This window comes from Rhodoferax sediminis, assembly GCF_006970865.1.
In the GTDB taxonomy this organism is placed as follows: domain Bacteria; phylum Pseudomonadota; class Gammaproteobacteria; order Burkholderiales; family Burkholderiaceae_C; genus Rhodoferax_A; species Rhodoferax_A sediminis.
Genome location: NZ_CP035503.1, coordinates 1925284 through 1945803 on the forward strand (window position 1 = coordinate 1925284; position 20520 = coordinate 1945803).

Annotated in this window: 19 protein-coding genes; 17 read left to right on the forward strand and 2 right to left on the reverse strand. The window is 63.9% G+C overall.

The window, feature by feature from the left end; genetic code table 11:
* The first annotated feature begins 3 nt into the window (after nt 1-3).
* From rseP to EUB48_RS09350, 14 genes are all read left to right on the forward strand, one after another.
* Nucleotides 4-1377: an RIP metalloprotease RseP gene (gene rseP / locus EUB48_RS09285; RefSeq protein ID WP_142818610.1), complete on the forward strand. Its 1374-nt coding sequence runs from the start codon at nt 4-6 to the stop codon at nt 1375-1377.
* Nucleotides 1378-1421: 44 nt separating this feature from the next.
* Nucleotides 1422-3719, forward strand: a complete 2298-nt coding sequence (bamA, locus tag EUB48_RS09290; protein WP_142818611.1) for an outer membrane protein assembly factor BamA — start codon at nt 1422-1424, stop codon at nt 3717-3719.
* A complete protein-coding gene (locus EUB48_RS09295) occupies nt 3719-4231 on the forward strand; it encodes an OmpH/Skp family outer membrane protein (protein ID WP_142818612.1) in 513 nt (170 codons plus the stop codon). The genes bamA and EUB48_RS09295 overlap by 1 nt, the downstream gene beginning before the upstream one ends.
* A gap of 22 nt (nt 4232-4253) precedes the next feature.
* Nucleotides 4254-5228, forward strand: a complete 975-nt coding sequence (gene lpxD, locus EUB48_RS09300; protein ID WP_142818613.1) for a UDP-3-O-(3-hydroxymyristoyl)glucosamine N-acyltransferase — start codon at nt 4254-4256, stop codon at nt 5226-5228.
* Entirely contained in the window at nt 5225-5665 is a 441-nt protein-coding gene (fabZ, locus tag EUB48_RS09305) for a 3-hydroxyacyl-ACP dehydratase FabZ (protein WP_142818614.1), read from the forward strand. Before lpxD ends, fabZ begins: the two co-directional genes overlap by 4 nt.
* Before the next feature lie 12 nt (nt 5666-5677).
* Nucleotides 5678-6466, forward strand: a complete 789-nt coding sequence (gene lpxA, locus EUB48_RS09310; RefSeq protein WP_142818615.1) for an acyl-ACP--UDP-N-acetylglucosamine O-acyltransferase — start codon at nt 5678-5680, stop codon at nt 6464-6466.
* Nucleotides 6467-6474: 8 nt separating this feature from the next.
* Entirely contained in the window at nt 6475-7629 is a 1155-nt protein-coding gene (gene lpxB / locus EUB48_RS09315) for a lipid-A-disaccharide synthase (RefSeq protein ID WP_244618382.1), read from the forward strand.
* Nucleotides 7601-8218, forward strand: a complete 618-nt coding sequence (rnhB, locus tag EUB48_RS09320) for a ribonuclease HII (RefSeq protein ID WP_142818616.1) — start codon at nt 7601-7603, stop codon at nt 8216-8218. The genes lpxB and rnhB overlap by 29 nt, the downstream gene beginning before the upstream one ends.
* Nucleotides 8215-9012: a TrmH family RNA methyltransferase gene (locus EUB48_RS09325; RefSeq protein ID WP_142818617.1), complete on the forward strand. Its 798-nt coding sequence runs from the start codon at nt 8215-8217 to the stop codon at nt 9010-9012. The genes rnhB and EUB48_RS09325 overlap by 4 nt, the downstream gene beginning before the upstream one ends.
* Before the next feature lie 123 nt (nt 9013-9135).
* Complete coding sequence (gene carA / locus EUB48_RS09330; protein WP_142818618.1) at nt 9136-10326, forward strand: glutamine-hydrolyzing carbamoyl-phosphate synthase small subunit; 1191 nt, start codon at nt 9136-9138, stop codon at nt 10324-10326.
* Entirely contained in the window at nt 10327-13560 is a 3234-nt protein-coding gene (gene carB / locus EUB48_RS09335) for a carbamoyl-phosphate synthase large subunit (RefSeq protein WP_142818619.1), read from the forward strand.
* Between the two features lie 99 nt (nt 13561-13659).
* Complete coding sequence (greA, locus tag EUB48_RS09340) at nt 13660-14136, forward strand: transcription elongation factor GreA (RefSeq protein WP_142818620.1); 477 nt, start codon at nt 13660-13662, stop codon at nt 14134-14136.
* 12 nt (nt 14137-14148) lie between these two features.
* On the forward strand, nt 14149-14571 hold the full coding sequence (locus tag EUB48_RS09345; protein ID WP_142818621.1) for a DUF4149 domain-containing protein: 423 nt from the start codon (nt 14149-14151) through the stop codon (nt 14569-14571).
* Between the two features lie 79 nt (nt 14572-14650).
* Nucleotides 14651-15535 (forward strand): Kdo hydroxylase KdoO, encoded by an 885-nt coding sequence (locus EUB48_RS09350; RefSeq protein ID WP_142818622.1) that lies wholly within the window; start codon nt 14651-14653, stop codon nt 15533-15535.
* Nucleotides 15536-15554: 19 nt separating this feature from the next.
* Here the strand turns inward: EUB48_RS09350 and EUB48_RS09355 are convergent, their stop codons facing one another.
* Together EUB48_RS09355 and EUB48_RS09360 are read right to left on the reverse strand one after the other, a co-directional pair.
* Nucleotides 15555-16325, reverse strand: a complete 771-nt coding sequence (locus tag EUB48_RS09355; RefSeq protein WP_142818623.1) for a glycosyltransferase — start codon at nt 16323-16325, stop codon at nt 15555-15557.
* Between the two features lie 4 nt (nt 16326-16329).
* A complete protein-coding gene (locus tag EUB48_RS09360; RefSeq protein ID WP_142818624.1) occupies nt 16330-16806 on the reverse strand; it encodes a YhbY family RNA-binding protein in 477 nt (158 codons plus the stop codon).
* Nucleotides 16807-16843: 37 nt separating this feature from the next.
* On the opposite strand from EUB48_RS09360, the gene EUB48_RS09365 reads away from it, so the two are divergent.
* From EUB48_RS09365 to folP, 3 genes are all read left to right on the forward strand, one after another.
* The gene (locus EUB48_RS09365) at nt 16844-17596 is read left to right on the forward strand and encodes an RlmE family RNA methyltransferase (RefSeq protein ID WP_244618383.1); all 753 of its coding nucleotides are present in this window, start codon (nt 16844-16846) and stop codon (nt 17594-17596) included.
* Between the two features lie 84 nt (nt 17597-17680).
* Nucleotides 17681-19600, forward strand: a complete 1920-nt coding sequence (ftsH, locus tag EUB48_RS09370; RefSeq protein WP_142818626.1) for an ATP-dependent zinc metalloprotease FtsH — start codon at nt 17681-17683, stop codon at nt 19598-19600.
* Nucleotides 19601-19658: 58 nt separating this feature from the next.
* Nucleotides 19659-20519, forward strand: coding sequence for a dihydropteroate synthase (folP, locus tag EUB48_RS09375; RefSeq protein WP_142818627.1), 861 nt, complete (start codon nt 19659-19661; stop codon nt 20517-20519).
* Nucleotide 20520 lies beyond the last annotated feature (1 nt).

Here is a 20520-nt window from a genome sequence, read left to right on the forward strand (position 1 = left end):
CGCATGCTGACCCTTGTTGCTTTTTTGGTGGCCCTGGGCCTGCTGATTGCAGTGCATGAATACGGGCATTACCGGGTGGCCGTGGCGTGTGGCGTCAAGGTGCTGCGCTTTTCGATTGGTTTTGGCACGACGCTGTTTCGCTGGCAGCCGAAGCATCAAAAGCATGGGCAATCGACGGAGTTCGTGATCGGCGCCTTTCCGGTGGGCGGCTACGTCAAGATGCTCGACGAGCGCGAGGCCCCGGTCGCGCCCGGGGAGCGGCACCTGGCGTTCAACACCCAGCCTCTGCGCGCGCGCGCCGCCATCGTCGCGGCCGGCCCGATCGCCAACCTGTTGCTGGCGGTGTTGCTGTACTCGGCGGTCAGCTGGTACGGGCAGGAGGAGCCCAAGGCCGTGCTGGGCAGTCCTGTGGCGGGCTCCGTCGCTGCGCAGGCAGGCTTGCAGGGCGGCGAGCTGGTGCAGCGCGCCGGCTTTGAGGATGGCACGCTGGAGCCGGTGCGTTCGTTCGAATCCCTGAACTGGCTGCTGACCCGGGGCGCCCTGGACGGACGCGACGTGCGCCTTGAACTGGCAGGCCCGGACGGCGCCCCGGCGCACGACGTTGTACTGCCACTCAGCCGGCTGGATACGAAAGAGGCCGATGCCCAGTTGCTGCACAAGGTCGGTCTGGTAGCGCCGTGGACCCGCCCCGTGCTGGGCGACGTGATGGCCGGTGGTGCGGCCGAAAAATCAGGTTTGCGCAAGGGCGATGTGGTTGTCGCGGTTGGCGCGACACGCATCGTTGACGGACGCCAGTTGCGCGACGTGATTCGGGCGTCGGTGCGGGACTCGCAGCCGCTGGCGCAGGCGTGGCGGGTGGAGCGCGACAACAAGACCGTGGTGCTCAGCGTGCTGCCGCAAGTGGTGCAGGACGGCGCAGTTGCGGTCGGGAAAATCGGGGCCTACGTGGGGGCACCTCCTGAATTCGTCACGGTCCGGTATGGACCGCTCGACGGCTTGTGGCGTGGGGTCACGCGCACCTGGGAGGTGTCTGCGTTGACGCTGCGCATGATGGGCAAGATGGTGATTGGCGAGGCCTCGCTCAAGAATCTGAGCGGGCCGCTGACCATTGCCGACTACGCCGGCAAGTCCGCCAGCCTGGGGCTTTCGCAATACCTGGTGTTCCTGGCCCTGATCAGCGTCAGCCTGGGTGTGCTCAACCTGCTGCCGCTGCCCGTTCTCGATGGCGGGCACCTGATGTATTATCTTTGGGAAGGCGTGACGGGTAAGAGCGTGTCGCAGGCATGGATGGGACGGTTGCAGCGCGGTGGTGTTGCCGTGCTGCTGCTCATGATGTCGATTGCGCTGTTCAATGACGTTACCCGCATCTTTGGTTAACTACACGCCGGCTCCCCTGAGCAGCGTCGGCATCACCTTCATTCATGAATAATTATTTCAATTGCTTTCGCATGCGCACCGTTTCAGCGGTGGCGATCATGGCCTTCGCCGCCACTGCCGCCTGGGCCGTGGAGCCCTTCACGGTGCGCGACATCCGGGTCGAAGGTTTGCAGCGGGTGGAGCCGGGCACCATTTTCGCGTCCTTGCCGCTGCGCGTGGGCGATACCTACACCGACGAAAAAGGTTCGGCCGCCATCCGGGCACTGTTTGCGCTGGGCTTGTTCAAGGACGTGCGGCTCGAGACCAGCGGGGATGTGCTGGTGGTGGTCGTCGAGGAGCGACCCACGATCGCCGACGTCGAATTCGTCGGCTCCAAGGAGTTTGACAGCAAAGCCTTGAAGAAGTCCATGGCCGACATCGGCCTGACGGAAGGGCGTCCTTTCGACAAGGCGCTGGCCGACCGCGCCGAGCAGGAACTCAAGCGGCAATACATCAACAAGAGCCTGTATGGCGCCCAGGTGGTGACCACGGTGACGCCCATCGAGCGCAACCGCGTCAATTTGACGTTCTCCATCACCGAGGGCGAGCCCGCCAAGATCAAGGAAATCCACATCGTTGGCAACAAGGCGTTCAGCGAATCGACGCTGCTCGATCTGTTCGACCTCAATACCGGCGGCTGGCTGAGCTGGTACACCAAGGCGGACCGGTATTCGCGCGCCAAGCTCAATGCCGATATCGAAACCCTGCGCTCGTATTACCTTGCGCGGGGTTACCTCGAGTTCAAGGTCGACTCCACGCAAGTGGCCATCTCCCCGGACAAGCAGGCGATTTCCATTACCCTGAATGTGACGGAGGGCCAGCGTTATGTGGTGACCGGCGTCAAGCTGGAAGGCAATTATCTGGGCAAGGAAGATGAGTTCAAGTCGCTGGTCACCATCAAGCCGGGAGAGGCCTACAACGCCGACCAGGTGGCTGCGACGACCAAGGCCTTTACCGATTTTTTTGCAAAATTCGGGTTTGCATTTGCCCATGTGGAAGCGCGGCCGGAAATTGACCGCGCCAATGGCCGTGTAGCCTTCGTGATTGCCGCCGACCCGTCTCGCCGCGCCTATGTGCGCCGCATCAATATCAGCGGCAACAACCGCACGCGCGACGAAGTGGTTCGCCGGGAATTTCGCCAGTTCGAGTCGTCCTGGTACGACGGCGACAAAATCAAACTGTCGCGCGACCGTGTCGACCGGTTGGGATTTTTCACCGAAGTGAATGTTGAAACCCAGGACGTGCCGGGTTCTCCCGACCAGGTGGATCTGAACATCAGCGTCAAGGAAAAGCCCACCGGCAGCCTGACGGTGGGCGCCGGTTACGGCAGCGCTGACAAGCTCTCGCTGTCCTTCGGCATCAATCAGGAAAATGCGTTCGGCTCGGGGAATTCGCTGGGCCTGCAGCTCAACACCAGCAAGTACAACAAGGTGATCGTGGTCAGCACCACCAATCCCTATTTCACGACGGACGGGGTATCGCGCACCATCGACCTGTATCACAGAGCCACCCAGCCATATCAGGATCAGGGGGGTAACTACAAGCTGACGACCGAGGGCGCCGCCGTGCGCTTCGGCGTGCCGTTCAGCGAAACCGACCGGGTGTATTTCGGTGGTGGCGCAGAGCGCACGCGGATTGATCCGGGCACCAGCATCCCCGCCGCCTATTTGCTCTATGCCAATGAGTTTGGCTACTCCAGCACGGCGTTCCCGTTGACGGTCGGATGGTCCCGGGACAGTCGCGACAGTGCGCTGGTACCGACCGATGGCCGGCTGCAGCGTTTCAACTCCGAGTGGGGTGTTGGCGGCGCCGCGCGCTACCTGAAAGCGGACTACCAATACCAGCAATACGTTCCGCTCAACAAGCAGTTCTCGCTGGCGTTCAATGGCGAACTGGGGCTGGGCAAGGGGCTGGGTGGGTCCCCGTTCCCCGTTTTCAAGAATTTCTATGGCGGCGGTTTGGGCTCGGTTCGCGGTTTCGAGCAGGGGACGCTGGGCCCACGGGATGTGACGGGCTTTATCGTTGGCGGGGCCAAAAAAGTCACGCTCGGGGCCGAACTGAATGCGCCGTTCCCCGGCACTGGCAACGACCGTACGCTGCGGATGTTCGGCTTTGTGGACGTGGGCAATGTCTACGGCGAGAATGAACCCATCACCGCGAATCAGCTCAGAGCCTCTGTCGGCGTAGGTTTGAGCTGGATTTCACCGATCGGCCCCCTCAAATTTGCCATTGCAAATCCGATACGCAAGTTTGCCGGCGATAGAATCCAGAGATTGCAATTCCAGATTGGTACCTCCTTCTAATGAAAAACTTTTCGCGTCAATGCTGGCTGGGCCTGGCGCTCGGCCTGTTCATGTTTTCCGCGAATGCGCAGGACTTTCGCGTGGGTTATGTGAATACGGACCGCATCTTCAAGGAAGCGAACGCGGCCAAGGCGGCGCAGGCCAAGCTGGAGCAGGAGTTTTCCAAGCGCGAAAAAGACCTCGTGGATCAGGGCAACGTCCTGAAAGCCGCATCGGACAAGCTCGAGCGTGAAGGGCCGACGCTGCCGGACAGCCAGCGCCTGGCACGCCAGAAACAGCTGGTGGACCAGGACCGTGATTTCCAGCGCAAGCGCCGCGAGTTCCAGGAAGACCTGAATTCGCGCAAGAACGAAGAACTGCAGCAGGTTCTGGAGCGCGCCAACAAGGTGGTCAAGCAGGTGGCGGAGGCCGAAAAGTACGATGTGATCCTGCAGGAAGCGGTTTATATCAATCCCAAGCTCGACATCACCGACAAGGTGATCAAGGCGCTGAACGCGACTCCCGCCAAATAGGCGGCGCCGAGGCTGACCCAGTGTGGCGCTGCGTTTAGGATCCATCGTCGATGCACTGGGCGGGGAGTTGCATGGCAACCCCGATGTGCAAATTGAAAACATCGCTCCGCTGGAGACGGCGTCAAACGCCAGCCTGAGCTTTCTCAGCAACCCCAAGTACCAGCAGCAACTGGCCGCCTCGCAGGCGGCCTGCGTCATCGTGGGGCAGACCATGCAGGAGGCCGCTCTGGCGCGCGGTGCGTGCATTGTGGCGGCGCAGCCTTACCTGTATTTCGCGAAAGTCACGCAGCTCTGGAAGCGCCAGCATGCCGCGGCGGGCGGCGTCGGGGTTCATCCGAGTGCCGTGGTCGACGCGGCGGCATTCGTGGACCCCAGCGCGTCCATTGGCGCCCTGTGTGTGGTGGAGCGCGGCGCGCGCATTGGCGCGGGCACGGTGCTCAAATCACGCGTCACCGTTGGCGAGGGCTGCATTGTCGGCGAGCGCTGCATCCTGCATTCGGGCGTGGTGCTGGGCGCCGACGGGTTCGGCTTCGCGCCGCACGACGGCACCTGGGAAAAGATCGAGCAGCTGGGCGCGGTGCGCATCGGCAACGACGTCGAGATTGGCGCCAACACCTGTATCGACCGCGGCGCGTTGCAGGACACGATCATCGAGGATGGCGTCAAGCTCGACAACCTGATCCAGATCGGGCACAACGTACGCATCGGCCAGCACACGGCCATGGCCGGCTGCGTCGGCGTGGCGGGCAGCACGGTGATCGGCGCACACTGCACCTTCGGCGGCGCGGCCATGGTGCTGGGCCACCTGACCATCGCCGACCATGTCCACATCTCGTCGGCGTCGATGGTCAGCCGCTCGATCCGCAGGCCCGGCCACTACACCGGCTTCTTTCCCATAGACGACAATGCGGTCTGGGAGAAAAATGCCGCAACCCTCAAGCAGCTTTACAGTCTGCGCGAACGCCTTAAGGCGCTGGAGAAGAAAATAAAACCATGATGGATATTCATCAAGTCCTCAAGCACCTGCCGCACCGTTATCCGTTCCTGCTGGTGGACCGGGTTCTGGAGATCGAAAAGGGCAAGCGCATCAAGGCGCTGAAAAACGTCACCATCAATGAGCCTTTTTTCGTCGGCCATTTCCCGTACCGTCCCGTCATGCCGGGCGTGTTGATGCTCGAGGCGATGGCGCAGACGGCGGCCATCATGGCTTTCGACATGATGGGCGTGCTGCCCGACGACAAGACCGTGTTTTATTTTGCGGGCATTGACAGCGCGCGCTTCAAGCGCCCGGTGGAGCCGGGCGACCAGCTCATCATGGAAGTCGAGATGGACCGCGCGCGCGGCGGGATTTACAAATTCAACGCGCGCGCACTCGTGGGGGAAGAACTGGCTGCGGAAGCCGTGCTGATGTGCACCATGCGCACCATTACCTGAGGACGGCGCGCTGTGACGACCATTCACCCGACGGCGTTGGTGGATACCGGCGCCGAACTCGACAGTTCAGTGACGGTGGGGCCCTACACCCTGATTGGCCCTCATGTGAAGGTGGGCGCCGGCACGAGCATCGGCGCGCACTGTGTCATCGAGGGCCACACCACTATTGGCCAGGGCAATCGCATCTTCCAGTTCAATTCGCTGGGCGCCATTCCGCAGGACAAGAAATACACCGGCGAGCCGTGTGAGTTGCGCATCGGTGATCGCAACACCATCCGCGAGTTCTGCACCTTCAATATCGGCACGGCGCAGGACACTGCGGTAACGCGCGTTGGCAGCGACAACTGGATCATGGCCTATGTACATATCGCCCACGATTGCCAGGTCGGCAACCAGACCATTCTGGCCAACAACGCCACGCTGGCCGGCCATGTGCACCTGGGCGACTGGGTGTTCATCGGCGGCCTGACGGGCGTGCACCAGTTCGTCAAGATCGGCGCGCATGCCATGGCGGGTTTTGCCAGTGCCGTGTCGCAGGACGTGCCGCCGTTCATGACGGTCGACGGCAACCCGCTGGCGGTGCGCGGCTTCAACATCGAGGGCTTGCGCCGGCGCGGCTTCGGTCCGGAGCGGCTGGCGGCGGTGAAACAGATGCACCGGCTCTTGTACCGCTCTGGCCTTACCTTCGAGCAGGCGCGCGCCGACATCGCCGCAATGGCCGCCACGATGCCGCAGGCGGCTGGCGACATTGCGACCATGACCGGGTTCCTCGCGCAAGCCACGCGCGGCATAGTCCGCTAGAGCCACGCATGCCAGCGCATGACACTGCGCCGCACATCGCGATGGTGGCTGGCGAAACCTCGGGCGACCTGCTGGCCGGATTGCTGCTGGATGGCTTGCGCAAGCGCTGGCCGCAGGTCCAGGCCGGTGGCATCGGCGGGCCGAACATGGCAGAGCGCGGTTTCGAGGCCTGGTGGCCCAGCGAGGCGCTGGCCGTGCGCGGCTACGTCGAAGTGCTGCGGCACTACCGCGGCATCCTGCGCATTCGCAACCAGCTCAAGGCCCGGCTGCTGCTTGAGCGCCCGCAGATGTTCATCGGGATCGATGCGCCCGACTTCAATCTCGACCTGGAAGCGGCGTTGAAGGCGCAGGGCATCAAGACCGTGCACTTCATCTGCCCCTCGATCTGGGCCTGGCGTGCCGACCGGGTGCAAAAGCTGCAACGCAGTGTGGACCATGTGCTGTGCATTTTCCCGTTCGAACCGGCGCTGCTGGAGAGCCACGGCATCGCCGCCACCTATGTGGGGCACCCGCTGGCCAGTGTGATTCCCCTGCAGCCGGATCGGCAAGCCGCGCGTTTGAAGCTGGGTCTGAGTCCTGATGACAAGGTCGTGGCGCTATTGCCGGGCAGCCGCCAATCCGAAGTCCAGTATCTCGCTTCAAGATTCTTTGAGGCTGCAGCCCTTATCAGGAAAGCGCAGCCCGCTATCAAATTCATAGTTCCCGCGGTGCCGGCGCTGAAGGCCAGGCTGGAGCAGATGGCGCTGGCCAGCGGTCTGGGCGACGGTCTGCAAATCTTGCCGAGCCAGTCGCACACCGCGCTGGCCGCTTGCGACGTCACCCTGATCGCCAGCGGCACGGCGACGCTGGAGGCGGCCCTGTACAAGCGACCGATGGTGATTGCCTACAACATGAACTGGATGTCCTGGCACATCATGCGGCGCAAGCAGTTGCAGCCCTGGGTCGGGCTGCCCAATATTTTGTGCCGCGACTTTGTCGTGCCGGAATTGCTGCAGGATGCGGCGACACCGCGGGCGCTGGCGGATGCCGTGCTGCAATGGCTGCAGGCCGCGCCTGAGAAAATAGCGGCCGTCCAACAACGATTCACCACGCTGCACACCGAATTGCGGCGCGACACGGCCACCCTGGCGACCGATGCGATCCAGAAAATTCTTCAAGCCTGAGCAGGCCCTGCTGGTCTGGGACGCGCCGGGCCTGGTGGCCGGCGTGGACGAGGCGGGCCGCGGTCCGCTGGCCGGACCGGTGGTGGCGGCGGCGGTGATCCTGGATGAGCTGAATCCGATCCAGGGCCTGGCCGACTCCAAAAAGCTCAGCGCGCGCAAGCGCGAGCAGCTGTTTGATGAAATCCGTGCCAAGGCGCTGTGCTGCTCGATTGCCGAGGCCAGCGTGGAGGAAATCGACCGCCTCAACATCCTGCAGGCGACGATGCTGGCCATGCAGCGCGCCGTGCAGGGCCTGCGACTGAAGCCGGCCAAGGTGCTGGTCGACGGCAACCGGCTGCCGCAGCTTGACATGCTGGCCGAGGCCATCGTCAAGGGCGACGCGCTGGTGCCCGCGATTTCGGCCGCGTCGATTCTGGCCAAGGTACACCGCGACCGCTGGTGCGTGCAGTATCACGAGCAGTATCCGCAATACGGCTTTGCCGGGCACAAGGGCTACGGCACGGCCGAGCACATGGCGGCGCTGCAGGTGCATGGTGCGTGCCCGCAGCACCGCAAAACGTTTGCACCGGTATCCAGGGTGCTGCGATGAGCGCGATCCACATCACGTCGCGCGACAACGCCTTGCTCAAGGAGCTGCGCCGGCTCTCGCAGGACGGCACGGCCTACCGCAAGCGGGGACAAGTCTGGCTCGAAGGCGACCATCTGTGCCGCGCCGCCCTGGCACGTGGCGTGCAACCGGCCATCGCCGTATTTTCGGAGTCTTTTTGGCCTCTAGCCCCGGTGCAATGGACACAGGTAGCTATCAAAACAATAGTGATTGCCGATGTGCTGCTGTCCGGCATCAGCGCGCTGGAGTCGCCGGCCCGCATGGCTTTTGTGATCGACCTGCCGGCCACCCCCGCGCTGGTGCCCGACGCGGCCTCGGTGATCCTGGACCGGGTGCAGGACGCCGGCAATGTGGGCTCCATCCTGCGCAGCGCGGCAGCGTTTGGTTTTGGCCAGATCATTGCGCTCAAGGGCACGGCGGCGCTGTGGTCGCCCAAGGTGTTGCGGGCCGGCATGGGCGCGCACTTCGCGCTGCGGCTGGTCGAGGGCGTCGAGCCGGACGCGCTGGATGCGTTGACGGTGCCCGTCGTCGTGACCAGTTCGCACACCGGGAGCGCCTTGCAAGAGCAAAAATTGCCGATGCCATGTGCCTGGGCGCTCGGGCACGAAGGGCAGGGCGTGGGCGCGGCACTGATGGCGCGCGCCAGCCTGTCGGTGCGCATCGAGCAGCCGGGCGGCGAGGAATCGCTCAACGTGGCCGCCGCCGCCGCCATTTGCCTGCACGCCAGCGCGGTCGCTGCAGCTTCTGGGCAGCCGCATGCTGCCCCTCAGTTATAATCAACAGCTTTCCCAAATCAGCTTCGCCTAAGCCGCATTCAAGCCAAACCCCTCACAAAAGCAGCAACCAAGAGTCGTTTCTTGTGCACGCTTGGGCGAACCGTCATCAACCCGGAGAACCCAGTGCTTTTGTCTCTACAGGGAAACTTCCCGCCCGCCATCCTGGCGCTCGCAGACGGCACGGTCTTTGTTGGCAATTCCATTGGTGCCCCAGGCACCACCGTCGGCGAAGTGGTGTTCAACACCGCCATGACCGGCTACCAGGAAATCCTCACTGACCCCAGCTACTGCCAGCAAATCGTCACCCTCACGTACCCGCACATCGGCAACTACGGCATCAATGCCGAAGACGTGGAGGCCAGGCGCGTGTATGCCGCCGGCCTGATCATCAAGGACTTGTCGCTGGTGGCGTCCAACTTCCGCAAGACCATGACCCTGTCCGAGTACCTGATCCGGGAAAAGACGGTCGCGATCGCCAACATCGACACCCGCAAGCTCACGCGGCACCTGCGCACACAAGGCGCACAAAACGGCTGCATCATGGGTCTGGCGGCGGGGGAGAAGGTGACCCCCGCGCTGATCGACAAAACCGTGGCGCTGGCACAAGCCGCGCCCGACATGACCGGGCTCGATCTGGCCCGGGTGGTGTCGATCGACTCGCCCTACGACTGGACGCAGACCGAATGGCAGCTTGCCAACGTTGAGGGCAAACCCGGCTACGGCGAGCAGACAGCCCCCAGGTTTCACGTGGTCGCCTACGATTGGGGCGTCAAGAGCAATATCCTGCGCATGCTCAGCCGGCGCGGCTGCAGGGTCACCGTGGTGGCCGCGCAGACGCCTGCGGCCGATGTGCTCAAACTCCAGCCCGATGGCGTGTTCCTGTCCAACGGTCCGGGCGATCCGGAGCCCTGCGACTATGCGATCGACGCCACGCGCGAGCTGATCGAGTCGGGCGTTCCCGTCTTCGGCATCTGCCTGGGGCACCAGATCATGGCGCTGGCCAGCGGCGCGCGCACCTTCAAGATGAAGTTCGGCCACCACGGCGCCAACCATCCGGTGAAAGATCTGGACACGGGCCGCGTCAGCATCACCAGCCAGAACCATGGCTTCGCGGTGGACGAGAAAACGCTGCCGGCGAACCTGCGTGCCACGCACGTCAGCCTGTTCGACGGCACGTTGCAGGGCATGGCGCGCACCGACAAGCCGGCCTTCTGCTTTCAGGGGCACCCTGAAGCCTCGCCGGGCCCGCACGACATCGGCTATTTGTTTGACCGCTTCATCGCGCTCATGGAAACGGCACGGGAGAAGAACTAAATGCCCAAGCGCACAGACATCAAGAGCATTCTCATCATCGGCGCCGGCCCGATCATCATCGGCCAGGCCTGCGAGTTCGACTACTCGGGCGTGCAGGCCTGCAAGGCGTTGCGCGAGGAGGGCTACAAGGTCATCCTGATCAACAGCAACCCCGCCACGATCATGACCGACCCGGCCACGGCCGACGTGACCTACATCGAGCCCATCACCTGGCAAACGGTCGAGAAGATCATCGCGCGCGAAAAGCCGGACGCGATCCTGCCGACCATGGGCGGGCAGACCGCGCTGAACTGCGCGCTCGACCTGTGGCGCAACGGCGTGCTCGACAAGTACAAGGTGGAACTGATCGGCGCCACGCCGGAGGCCATCGACAAGGCCGAGGACCGCCTGAAATTCAAGGACGCGATGACCCGGATCGGTCTGGGCTCGGCACGCTCAGGGATAGCGCACAGCATGGACGAGGCCTGGGGTGTGCAAAAGACGCTGGGCTTTCCGACCGTCATCCGTCCCAGCTTCACGCTGGGCGGCACGGGCGGCGGCATTGCCTACAACCCGGACGAGTTTGAAACCATCTGCAAACGCGGCCTGGAAGCCTCGCCGACCAGCGAACTGCTGATCGAGGAATCGCTGCTTGGGTGGAAAGAGTACGAGATGGAGGTGGTGCGCGACAAGGCGGACAACTGCATCATCGTCTGCTCGATCGAGAACCTGGATCCGATGGGTGTGCACACGGGCGACTCGATCACCGTGGCGCCGGCGCAGACCCTGAGCGACAAGGAATACCAGATCATGCGCAACGCCTCGCTCGCGGTGCTGCGCGAGATCGGGGTGGATACCGGGGGCTCGAACGTGCAGTTCTCGGTGAATCCGGTGGACGGCCGCATGATCGTGATCGAGATGAATCCGCGCGTCTCGCGCTCCTCGGCGCTGGCCTCCAAGGCCACGGGCTTTCCGATCGCCAAGGTCGCGGCCAAGCTGGCCGTCGGCTACACGCTCGATGAGCTGCGCAACGAGATCACCGGCGGCGCCACGCCCGCCAGCTTCGAGCCCAGCATCGACTACGTGGTCACCAAGATTCCGCGCTTCGCCTTCGAGAAATTCCCGCAGGCCGACTCGCGCCTGACCACGCAGATGAAGTCGGTCGGTGAAGTCATGGCCATGGGCCGCACCTTCCAGGAATCGTTCCAGAAGGCGCTGCGCGGCCTGGAGGTCGGCGTTGACGGCATGAACGAAAAAACCCAGGACCGCGAAGTGCTGGAAAAAGAGCTGGGCGAGCCCGGCCCGGAGCGCATCTGGTACGTGGGCGACGCGTTCGCCCAGGGCATGAGCGTGGACGAGGTGTTTGCGCTGACCAAGATCGACCCCTGGTTCCTGGTGCAGATCGAGCAGATCGTCAAGATCGAGCTGGAGCTGGAAACCCAATCGCTGGACGACATCGACGCGGCGACGCTGCGCGCGCTCAAGCAAAAAGGGTTCTCCGACCGCCGTCTCGCGCGCCAGCTCAAGACCACCGACACCGCGGTCCGCGAGAAACGCATTGCACTCGGCGTGCGACCCGTCTACAAGCGCGTGGACACCTGCGCGGCCGAGTTTGCGACCAATACCGCCTACCTGTATTCGACCTACGAGGCCGAGGGCGGCGAGTGCGAAGCCGAACCCACCGACAGGAAGAAAATCATGGTGCTGGGCGGCGGCCCGAACCGCATCGGCCAGGGCATCGAGTTCGACTACTGCTGCGTGCACGCGGCGCTTGCCCTGCGCGAAGATGGCTACGAGACCATCATGGTCAACTGCAACCCCGAGACCGTGTCGACCGACTACGACACCTCGGACCGCCTGTACTTCGAGCCGCTGACGCTGGAAGACGTGCTGGAGATCGTCGACAAGGAAAGGCCCTTCGGCGTGATCGTGCAGTACGGCGGCCAGACGCCGCTCAAGCTCGCGCTCGATCTGGAGGCCAACGGCGTGCCCATCATCGGCACCTCGCCCGACATGATCGATGCGGCCGAAGACCGCGAGCGCTTCCAGCACCTGCTCGACGAGTTGGGGCTGCGCCAGCCGCCCAATGCCACCGCGCGCACCGAACCCGAGGCACTGGAGAAGGCCGCCGCGCTGGGTTACCCGCTGGTGGTGCGCCCGAGCTATGTGCTCGGTGGCCGCGCGATGGAAATCGTGCACGAACAGCGCGATCTGGAGCGCTACATGCGCGAGGCGGTCAAGGTCAGCCACGACTCGCCGGTGCTGCTGGACCACTTCCTGAACAACGCGATCGAATGTGATGTCGATGCCATTTGCGATGGCCAGCGCGTGTTCATCGGCGGCGTGATGGAGCACATCGAGCAGGCCGGCGTGCACAGCGGCGACTCGGCCTGTTCGCTGCCGCCGTACTACCTGTCCGCCGCCACCGTGGCCGAGCTCAAGGTGCAGACGGCCGCCATGGCCAAGGCGCTACACGTCGTCGGGCTGATGAATGTGCAGTTTGCGATCCAGCAGGTGGACGGCCGCGACGTGATCTACGTGCTCGAAGTCAACCCGCGCGCCTCGCGCACCGTGCCGTTTGTCAGCAAGGCCACCGGCATCCAGCTGGCCAAGGTGGCGGCGCGCTGCATGGTCGGGCAATCGCTCGATGCCCAGGGCATTTTTGACGAGGTCACGCCGCCCTATTTCAGCGTGAAGGAGGCGGTTTTCCCGTTCGTCAAGTTCCCCGGCGTGGACACGATTCTCGGCCCCGAGATGAAGTCCACGGGCGAGGTCATGGGGGTCGGCAAGACCTTCGGCGAAGCCTATGTGAAGTCGCAGATCGGCGCGGGCACCCGGCTGCCGCGCGGCGGCAAGGCCTTCATCTCGGTGAAGAACAACGACAAGCCGCGCGCGGTGGACATCGCGCGCGGACTGGCGGCCATGGGGTTCGAGCTGGTGGCCACCAAGGGCACGGCCGCCGCCATTGCGCAGGCCGGCATCGCCTGCGTGAGCGTGAACAAGGTCACCGAAGGGCGCCCGCACATCGTGGACATGATCAAGAATAACGAGATCGCGCTGGTCATCAACACCGTGGAGGAACGCCGCAACGCGATTGCCGACTCGCGCGCCATCCGCACCTCGTCGCTGCAGGCGCGCGTGACCACGTTCACCACCATCTTCGGCGCGGAGGCGGCGGTCGAGGGCATGAAGTACCTGGACGACCTGGACGTGCATTCCGTGCAGGAATTGCATGCCCAACTCGCCGCTGCTTGAGTCGGAAATAACAATCGCGGCATAATCCGCGTATCAAGACACCGCCGGACGGCAACGCTCGGCGGTTTCCTTTTTGATGAACCTTTTGTTGAAAATCCTATGGCTACCATTCCCATTACCAAACGCGGCGCAGAGAAACTCAAGGCCGAGTTGCACAAGCTCAAGACGGTTGACCGGCCCTGGGTCATCAATGCGATCGCCGAGGCCAGAGCCCAGGGCGACCTGAGCGAAAACGCCGAATATGAAGCGGCCAAGGACCGCCAGGGCTTTATCGAAGGCCGCATCCAGGAGGTCGAGAGCAAGCTGTCGGGCTCGCTGGTGATCGACCCGTCCACGCTGGAGGCCGGCGGCAAAGTGGTGTTCGGGGCCACCGTGGAACTCGAAGATGAAGTCTCGGGCAACATCGTCAAATACCAGATCGTTGGCGAGGACGAAGCCGACCTCAAGCTCGGCCTGGTCAACATCGGCAGCCCGATCGCGCGCGCGCTGATCGGCAAGGAAGAAGGCGACACCGCCGAAGTGCAGACGCCCGGCGGCGTGAAGCACTTCGAAATTGTGGCGGTGTCCTATCTCTGAGTGGCGCACGTTTTGAAGCGACGTTTTCCGGCCCTGATTGCCGCCCTGTGGTGGGGCAGTTTGACGACCATCGGTTTTCTGGTGGTGCCCTTGCTGTTTGCCAACCTGCCTACGCCGGCGATGGCGGGCGGCATGGCGGCCAAGCTGTTCGCGGCGCAAACCTGGGTGTCGGTCGCCTGCGGCCTGCTGCTGTTGCTGCTCTCGACGTCAAAACAGTCCCAAGCCCTTGCTGAGTGGGCACAGTTCGCTATTATTTTTATAGTTCTCGGCCTGCTGCTGGCCCTGCTCAGCCAGTTTGCCGTGGCGCCCCGGATCGTGGCGCGCGAGAACCTCAGGCTCTGGCACGGCGTGGGCAGTGCGATGTACCTGGTGCAGTGGCTGTGCGCCGGCGTGGTGCTGTGGACGCTGGTGCCGGCTCCGCGGCTACCTGACTGACACTCGTCCTTCTGCGGTGCGCCCCGGCAGCGCGTTATCCTGTTGCAATGGCTTGATCTTTTTGTCCAGGGGCACGGCAGTGGAATCACAAATTGTGGAAATCGAGGCAACGGCCTGGCAGGCCGTCCAGGCCAACGCGGCGTGGACGGCGGCGCTGGAGGCCGGCAAGGTGCTGTATTTTCCGCGCCTGGGTTTCGAGTTGCTGCCGCAGGAGGCGGGTCTGCTCAACCCCGGCGTGCTGTCGCCCAAGTCGCGCAACATCAGCCTGGACGCCAAGGGTGCGCTGCGCGGCGCCAACGGCGAGCCGGCCACGGTGCAGGCGCTGGCCGCGATGATCGGGCGCTTTCGGGCGCAGTCGCAGCAGCTCATTGCCGCGCTGCTGCCGCACTACACCGGGTTCCTGCGCCTGGCGCCGACCAGCTACCGGCCGATGCAGGTGGAGTCGCGCCAGCAGTCCTGGCGTGCAGATGATCGCCGGCTGCATGTCGATGCCTTTCCGTCGCGTCCGAATGACGGCGAGCGCATCCTGCGCGTGTTCACTAATGTCAATCCGTCCGGGCTACCCCGGGTCTGGCGCGTGGGCGAACCGTTCGAGACCGTGGCGCGGCGGTTTTTGCCGCGCGCCAGGGCTTATTCACCGTGGCAGGCCCGGGCACTGCGCGCGCTGCACGTGACCAAGTCGCTGCGTTCGGAATACGACCACCTGATGCTGCAGCTGCACGACGGCATGAAGAGCGACCTGGACTACCAGCAAACGGCCGACCAGGCCACGGTGCCGTTCCCGGCGGGCTCGGTCTGGGTGTGTTTTTCCGACCAGACCTCGCACGCCGTGATGTCGGGCCAGTACATGCTGGAGCAGACGCTGTTTCTGGCGCCCGAACATCAATACGACCCGCAGGCCAGCCCACTGGCGATCCTCTCCCGGCTGACCGGACGGCCTCTGGTGACGCAGCGGACGGCGTGAGCGTGCCGCGGATTGAGGGCTATTCCTTCCAGTGCGTCGCGACCCATCCGGCCGGGCGCATGGCGCTAAAGCGCCGGTTGCGCCGGCCCGCCAGTGCGTCGGGCGGATTGCATTCGCCGTGGAAGATCACGATGCGCGCGTCCACGGGCACGGCCGGCTCGGCCCAGTAGTTGGCCGGCCAGCGCGGGATGCTGTGGTACTTGAAGCTGGGGCACCAGGCCGCGGGCCAATAGCGCAGCTTGCCCTGGCGGTGCAGGAAATCGGACAGGTAGGCCTGCTCGTTGCGAAAGCGCGACTGCACCTCGTCCGGATGGGCTTTGAAGTAGGCCAGTACGTCGGGGTGCGCGCCCAGCTCAAAGCGGTACACCGAGGAGTTGCCGGTGATGCGCCGCGTCTGCCAGGGGCGCCGGTAGTCACGGATGATCAGGAACTCGCCCGGCTCCTTGAAAAAGGCGTCGAGGCTGCCCACGATCACCACGTCGACGTCGAGAAACAGCGCGGTGCCGGTGAGCCCGTACAGGTCGGCCGAGAAGGTGGTCAGCTTCTTCCAGGCACGGTCCGGCGTGCCGGGCGGCACGTCGAGCTCCAGCGCCGGGATCGGGAAGCAGTCCACCTCGGCCCGGATGCCCTGGCGGTCGTCGGTCAGGCAGACGAAGCGGAATGCGCCGCTCAGGTGCCGGCGCACCATGGCGTACAGGCGATTGACGTATTCGGGGCCGTATTTGGTGCCCCATTTCATGCAAATGACGTTGCGCTCGGGCGGCGCAACAGGCAGTGCCGCGGTCGTCATGGCCTCAGGTCTGGCTGCGTTTTTTGACCGAGGTCTGCGGTTTGGGTTTGGCCCGCTTGACTTTGCCGCCGGCCGTCAGGCGCTGGTTGCCCAGCACGCGCAGGGTCTTGACCTCGGGGCGCTGACCGCCGCGCTTGCTGTACTTGAGCACCTTGAAGTCGCGCGGGCCGGCCATGCGGTCCTCGTCGATCACCTTTTCCTTCTCGGGTTGCGGCCGCCACAGGATCAGCAGTTTGCCGATATGCTGGATGGGAGCGGCGCCGAGTTCATCGACCAGCGTCTGGTACACCAGTTCGCGCGCGGCGCGGTCGTCCGAGAACACGCGTATCTTGATCAGCCCATGCGCATTGAGGGCGGCGTCGGCTTCCTTTTTGACGGCAGCCGTCAGGCCGTCGCCGCCGACCATGACCACGGGGTCGAGGTGGTGGGCGGCGGCGCGATGAACCTTGCGCTGGGCGGGGGTGAGTTGAATTTGGGGCATCCCCGTATTATCGAGGCAGTATGAAAGTGAAAAGAAAGTGAAGTCCAAAAGTAAAAAAGTCAACAGGGCGTGGCTGAACGACCACGTCAACGACCCTTACGTCAAGCTGGCCACCCGCGAGGGCTACCGGGCGCGCGCGGCCTACAAACTCAAGGAAATCGACGAGACGCTGGGCCTCATCAAGCCTGGCCATCTGGTGGTCGATCTGGGGTCCACCCCCGGCGCCTGGAGCCAGTATCTGCGGCGCAAACTGTCGCCGGGCGGCGCGGCGATGGGTGAGCTCAATGGCACCATCATCGCGCTGGACCTCCTGCCGATGGCGCCGATCGAAGGCGTCGTGTTCCTGCCTGGCGATTTCCGCGAACCCGAAGTGCTACAGAAACTGGAGCACGAAATGCACGGCCGGAAAGCGGATGTGGTGGTTTCCGACATGGCTCCCAACCTCTCGGGCATCGCGTCGGCCGACACGGCGCGCATCGCGCACCTGGTGGAATTGGCGGTGGAATTCAGCCAGAACCACCTGAAACCCGAGGGGGCGCTGGTGGCCAAGGTGTTCCATGGCGATGGCTACAGCGCGCTGACCAAATTGTTCAAAGACACCTTCAAGCTCGTCAAACCCATCAAGCCCAAGGCCTCGCGCGACAAATCGTCGGAGACCTTTCTGGTCGGCATCGGCCTCATCGAAACAAGGCTGGAGCATGATTCAAGGCAAGAAACCACGCGAAATGCCGCACAAACCCTTGTAACACCTGTGGCTGCTGGCGGCAAAAGCCGTACCAGCGCATCTTGAAACGCCTAAAATGGATCACAAGTACATGGGGTCCGGAAAAGCGTTCCGGCACCTTCTGCTGTCTTTTTGCTATCGGAGCCTCGTTTGAACAATCAGTGGTTCTCAAAAATCGCCATCTGGCTCGTCATCGCCATGGTGCTGTTCACGGTATTCAAACAGTTTGATACCCGTGCCGCTACCAGTGCAGGCTATGTGGGTTACTCCGACTTCCTGGCCGAAGTGCGCAGCAACCAGATCAAGAGCGCGACCATCCAGGAAGGCCAGGGCGGCACGGACATCGTGGCCCTGACCAACGATGACCGCAAGATCCGCACGACCGCGACCTACCTCGACCGCGGGCTTATCGGCGATCTCATCAACAACAACGTCAAATTCGACGTCAAGCCGCGCGAAGAAGGCTCGCTCCTGATGACCCTGCTGGTCAGCTGGGGGCCGATGCTGCTCCTGATCGGGGTCTGGGTCTACTTCATGCGACAGATGCAGGGCGGTGGCAAGGGCGGGGCGTTCAGCTTCGGCAAGAGCAAGGCCCGCATGATGGACGAGAACAACAATACGGTCACCTTTGCCGATGTGGCCGGCTGCGACGAGGCCAAGGAAGAAGTCAAGGAAGTCGTGGATTTCCTGAAAGACCCGCAGAAATTCCAGAAACTGGGCGGGCGCATCCCGCGCGGCCTGCTGCTGGTGGGCCCTCCAGGCACCGGCAAGACCCTGCTGGCCAAGGGTATCGCAGGTGAAGCCAAGGTGCCGTTCTTCAGCATTTCGGGTTCTGATTTCGTCGAGATGTTCGTCGGCGTGGGCGCGGCCCGTGTGCGCGACATGTTCGAGAACGCCAAGAAAAACGCGCCCTGCATCATCTTCATCGACGAAATCGACGCTGTGGGCCGCCAGCGTGGCGCGGGCCTGGGCGGCGGCAACGACGAGCGCGAGCAGACCCTGAACCAGATGCTGGTCGAGATGGACGGCTTCGAGACCAATATGGGCGTGATCGTGGTGGCTGCCACGAACCGGCCCGACATCCTGGATGCCGCACTGCTGCGTCCCGGCCGCTTCGACCGCCAGGTGTATGTGACGCTGCCCGACATCCGGGGCCGCGAGCAGATCCTGCACGTTCACATGCGCAAGATCCCGGTCAGCCAGGACGTGAATGCCGGCATCATCGCGCGCGGCACGCCCGGCATGAGCGGTGCGGATCTGGCCAACCTGTGCAACGAATCGGCCCTGATGGCCGCGCGGCGCAACGCCCGCGTGGTCGAGATGCAGGACTTCGAGAAGGCCAAGGACAAGATCCTGATGGGCCCCGAGCGCAAGAGCATGGTGATGCCCGAGGAAGAGCGCCGCAACACGGCCTACCACGAGTCGGGCCATGCACTTTTGGGCAAGCTGTTGCCCAAGTGCGACCCCGTGCACAAAGTCACCGTGATCCCGCGCGGACGCGCGCTGGGTGTGACCATGAGCCTGCCGGCGCAGGACCGTTACAGCTACGACAGCGAATACATGCTGAGCCAGATCGCCATGCTGTTTGGCGGGCGCATCGCCGAGGAAGTGTTCATGCACCAGATGACCACCGGCGCCAGCAACGACTTCGAGCGCGCCACGCAGATTGCGCGCGACATGGTGACGCGCTACGGCATGACCGAGGCGCTGGGCCCGATGGTCTATGCCGAAAACGAGGGCGAAGTGTTCCTGGGCCGCTCGGTCACCAAGACCACCACCATGTCTGAGGAGACCATGCAAAAGGTCGATGCGGAAGTGCGCCGCATCATCGACCAGCAATACGCGCTGGCGCGCAAGCTGATCGAAGACAACAGCGACAAAATGCACGCCATGGCCAAGGCTTTGCTGGAGTGGGAAACCATCGACACCGAGCAGCTCGACGACATCATGGCCGGCAAGGAGCCGCGCCCGCCCAAGGACTGGACGCCGCGCATCCCGCCTGCCACCGGTGGCGGCAACGACGGCCCGCCGCCTGCGGTCAAGCCGGATCCCGCGCCCACCGTGGTCTGAAGGATTAAAGAATGGGATCAACGGGGCCTTGCGCCCCGTTTTTGTTGTGACTCGAGACATGTTCTGGCAAACCACCCGCTACTCTGTGGACCTGACGCAGCCGCGCGTGATGGGCATCGTCAACGTCACGCCCGACTCGTTTTCTGACGGCGGCCAGCATACCTCGACCGCCAGCGCGCTCAAGCACTGCGAACAACTGCTCAAGGACGGGGCGCACATCCTGGACATCGGCGGCGAGTCCACCCGTCCCGGCGCGCTGCCGCTGCCATTGGACGAGGAACTGGCGCGCGTGCTGCCGCTGCTCAGGGAGGCGGTCAAGCTGGGCGTGCCGCTGTCCGTCGATACCTACAAGCCGCAAGTCATGCAGGCCGCGCTGGACCTGGGCGCCGACATCATCAACGACATCTGGGCCTTGCGCCAGAGCGGCGCCGCGCAGGTCGTGGCCGCGCATCGCAGCTGCGGCGTGTGCCTCATGCACATGCACCGCGAGCCGCAGACCATGCAGGCCGCGCCCATGGCGGGCGACGTGGTGCCGCAGGTGCTATCGTTTCTGGAGCGAACTGCCAAGGCCCTGCAAGGGCTGGGCGTCGATAAGGCGCGCATTGCGCTGGATCCTGGCATCGGCTTCGGCAAGACCGTGGCGCAAAACTTTGCGCTGCTGGCGCGCCAGCGGGAACTGCTGGCGGCGGGCTATCCGATCCTCGCGGGCTGGTCACGCAAGTCGTCGCTGGCGGCGGTGACTGCTGTTGACGGTCTGGCGCCGCCCGCGAGCGAACGCATGGTGCCCAGCGTGGCCGCGGTGCTGCTGGCGGTGGAGCGCGGCGCGGCCATCGTGCGGGTTCATGACGTGCGCGAGACCGTGGCCGCACTGAAAATCTTGCGCGCTATGAATCCGGTAGCGGACAATGCTGATCAATAAA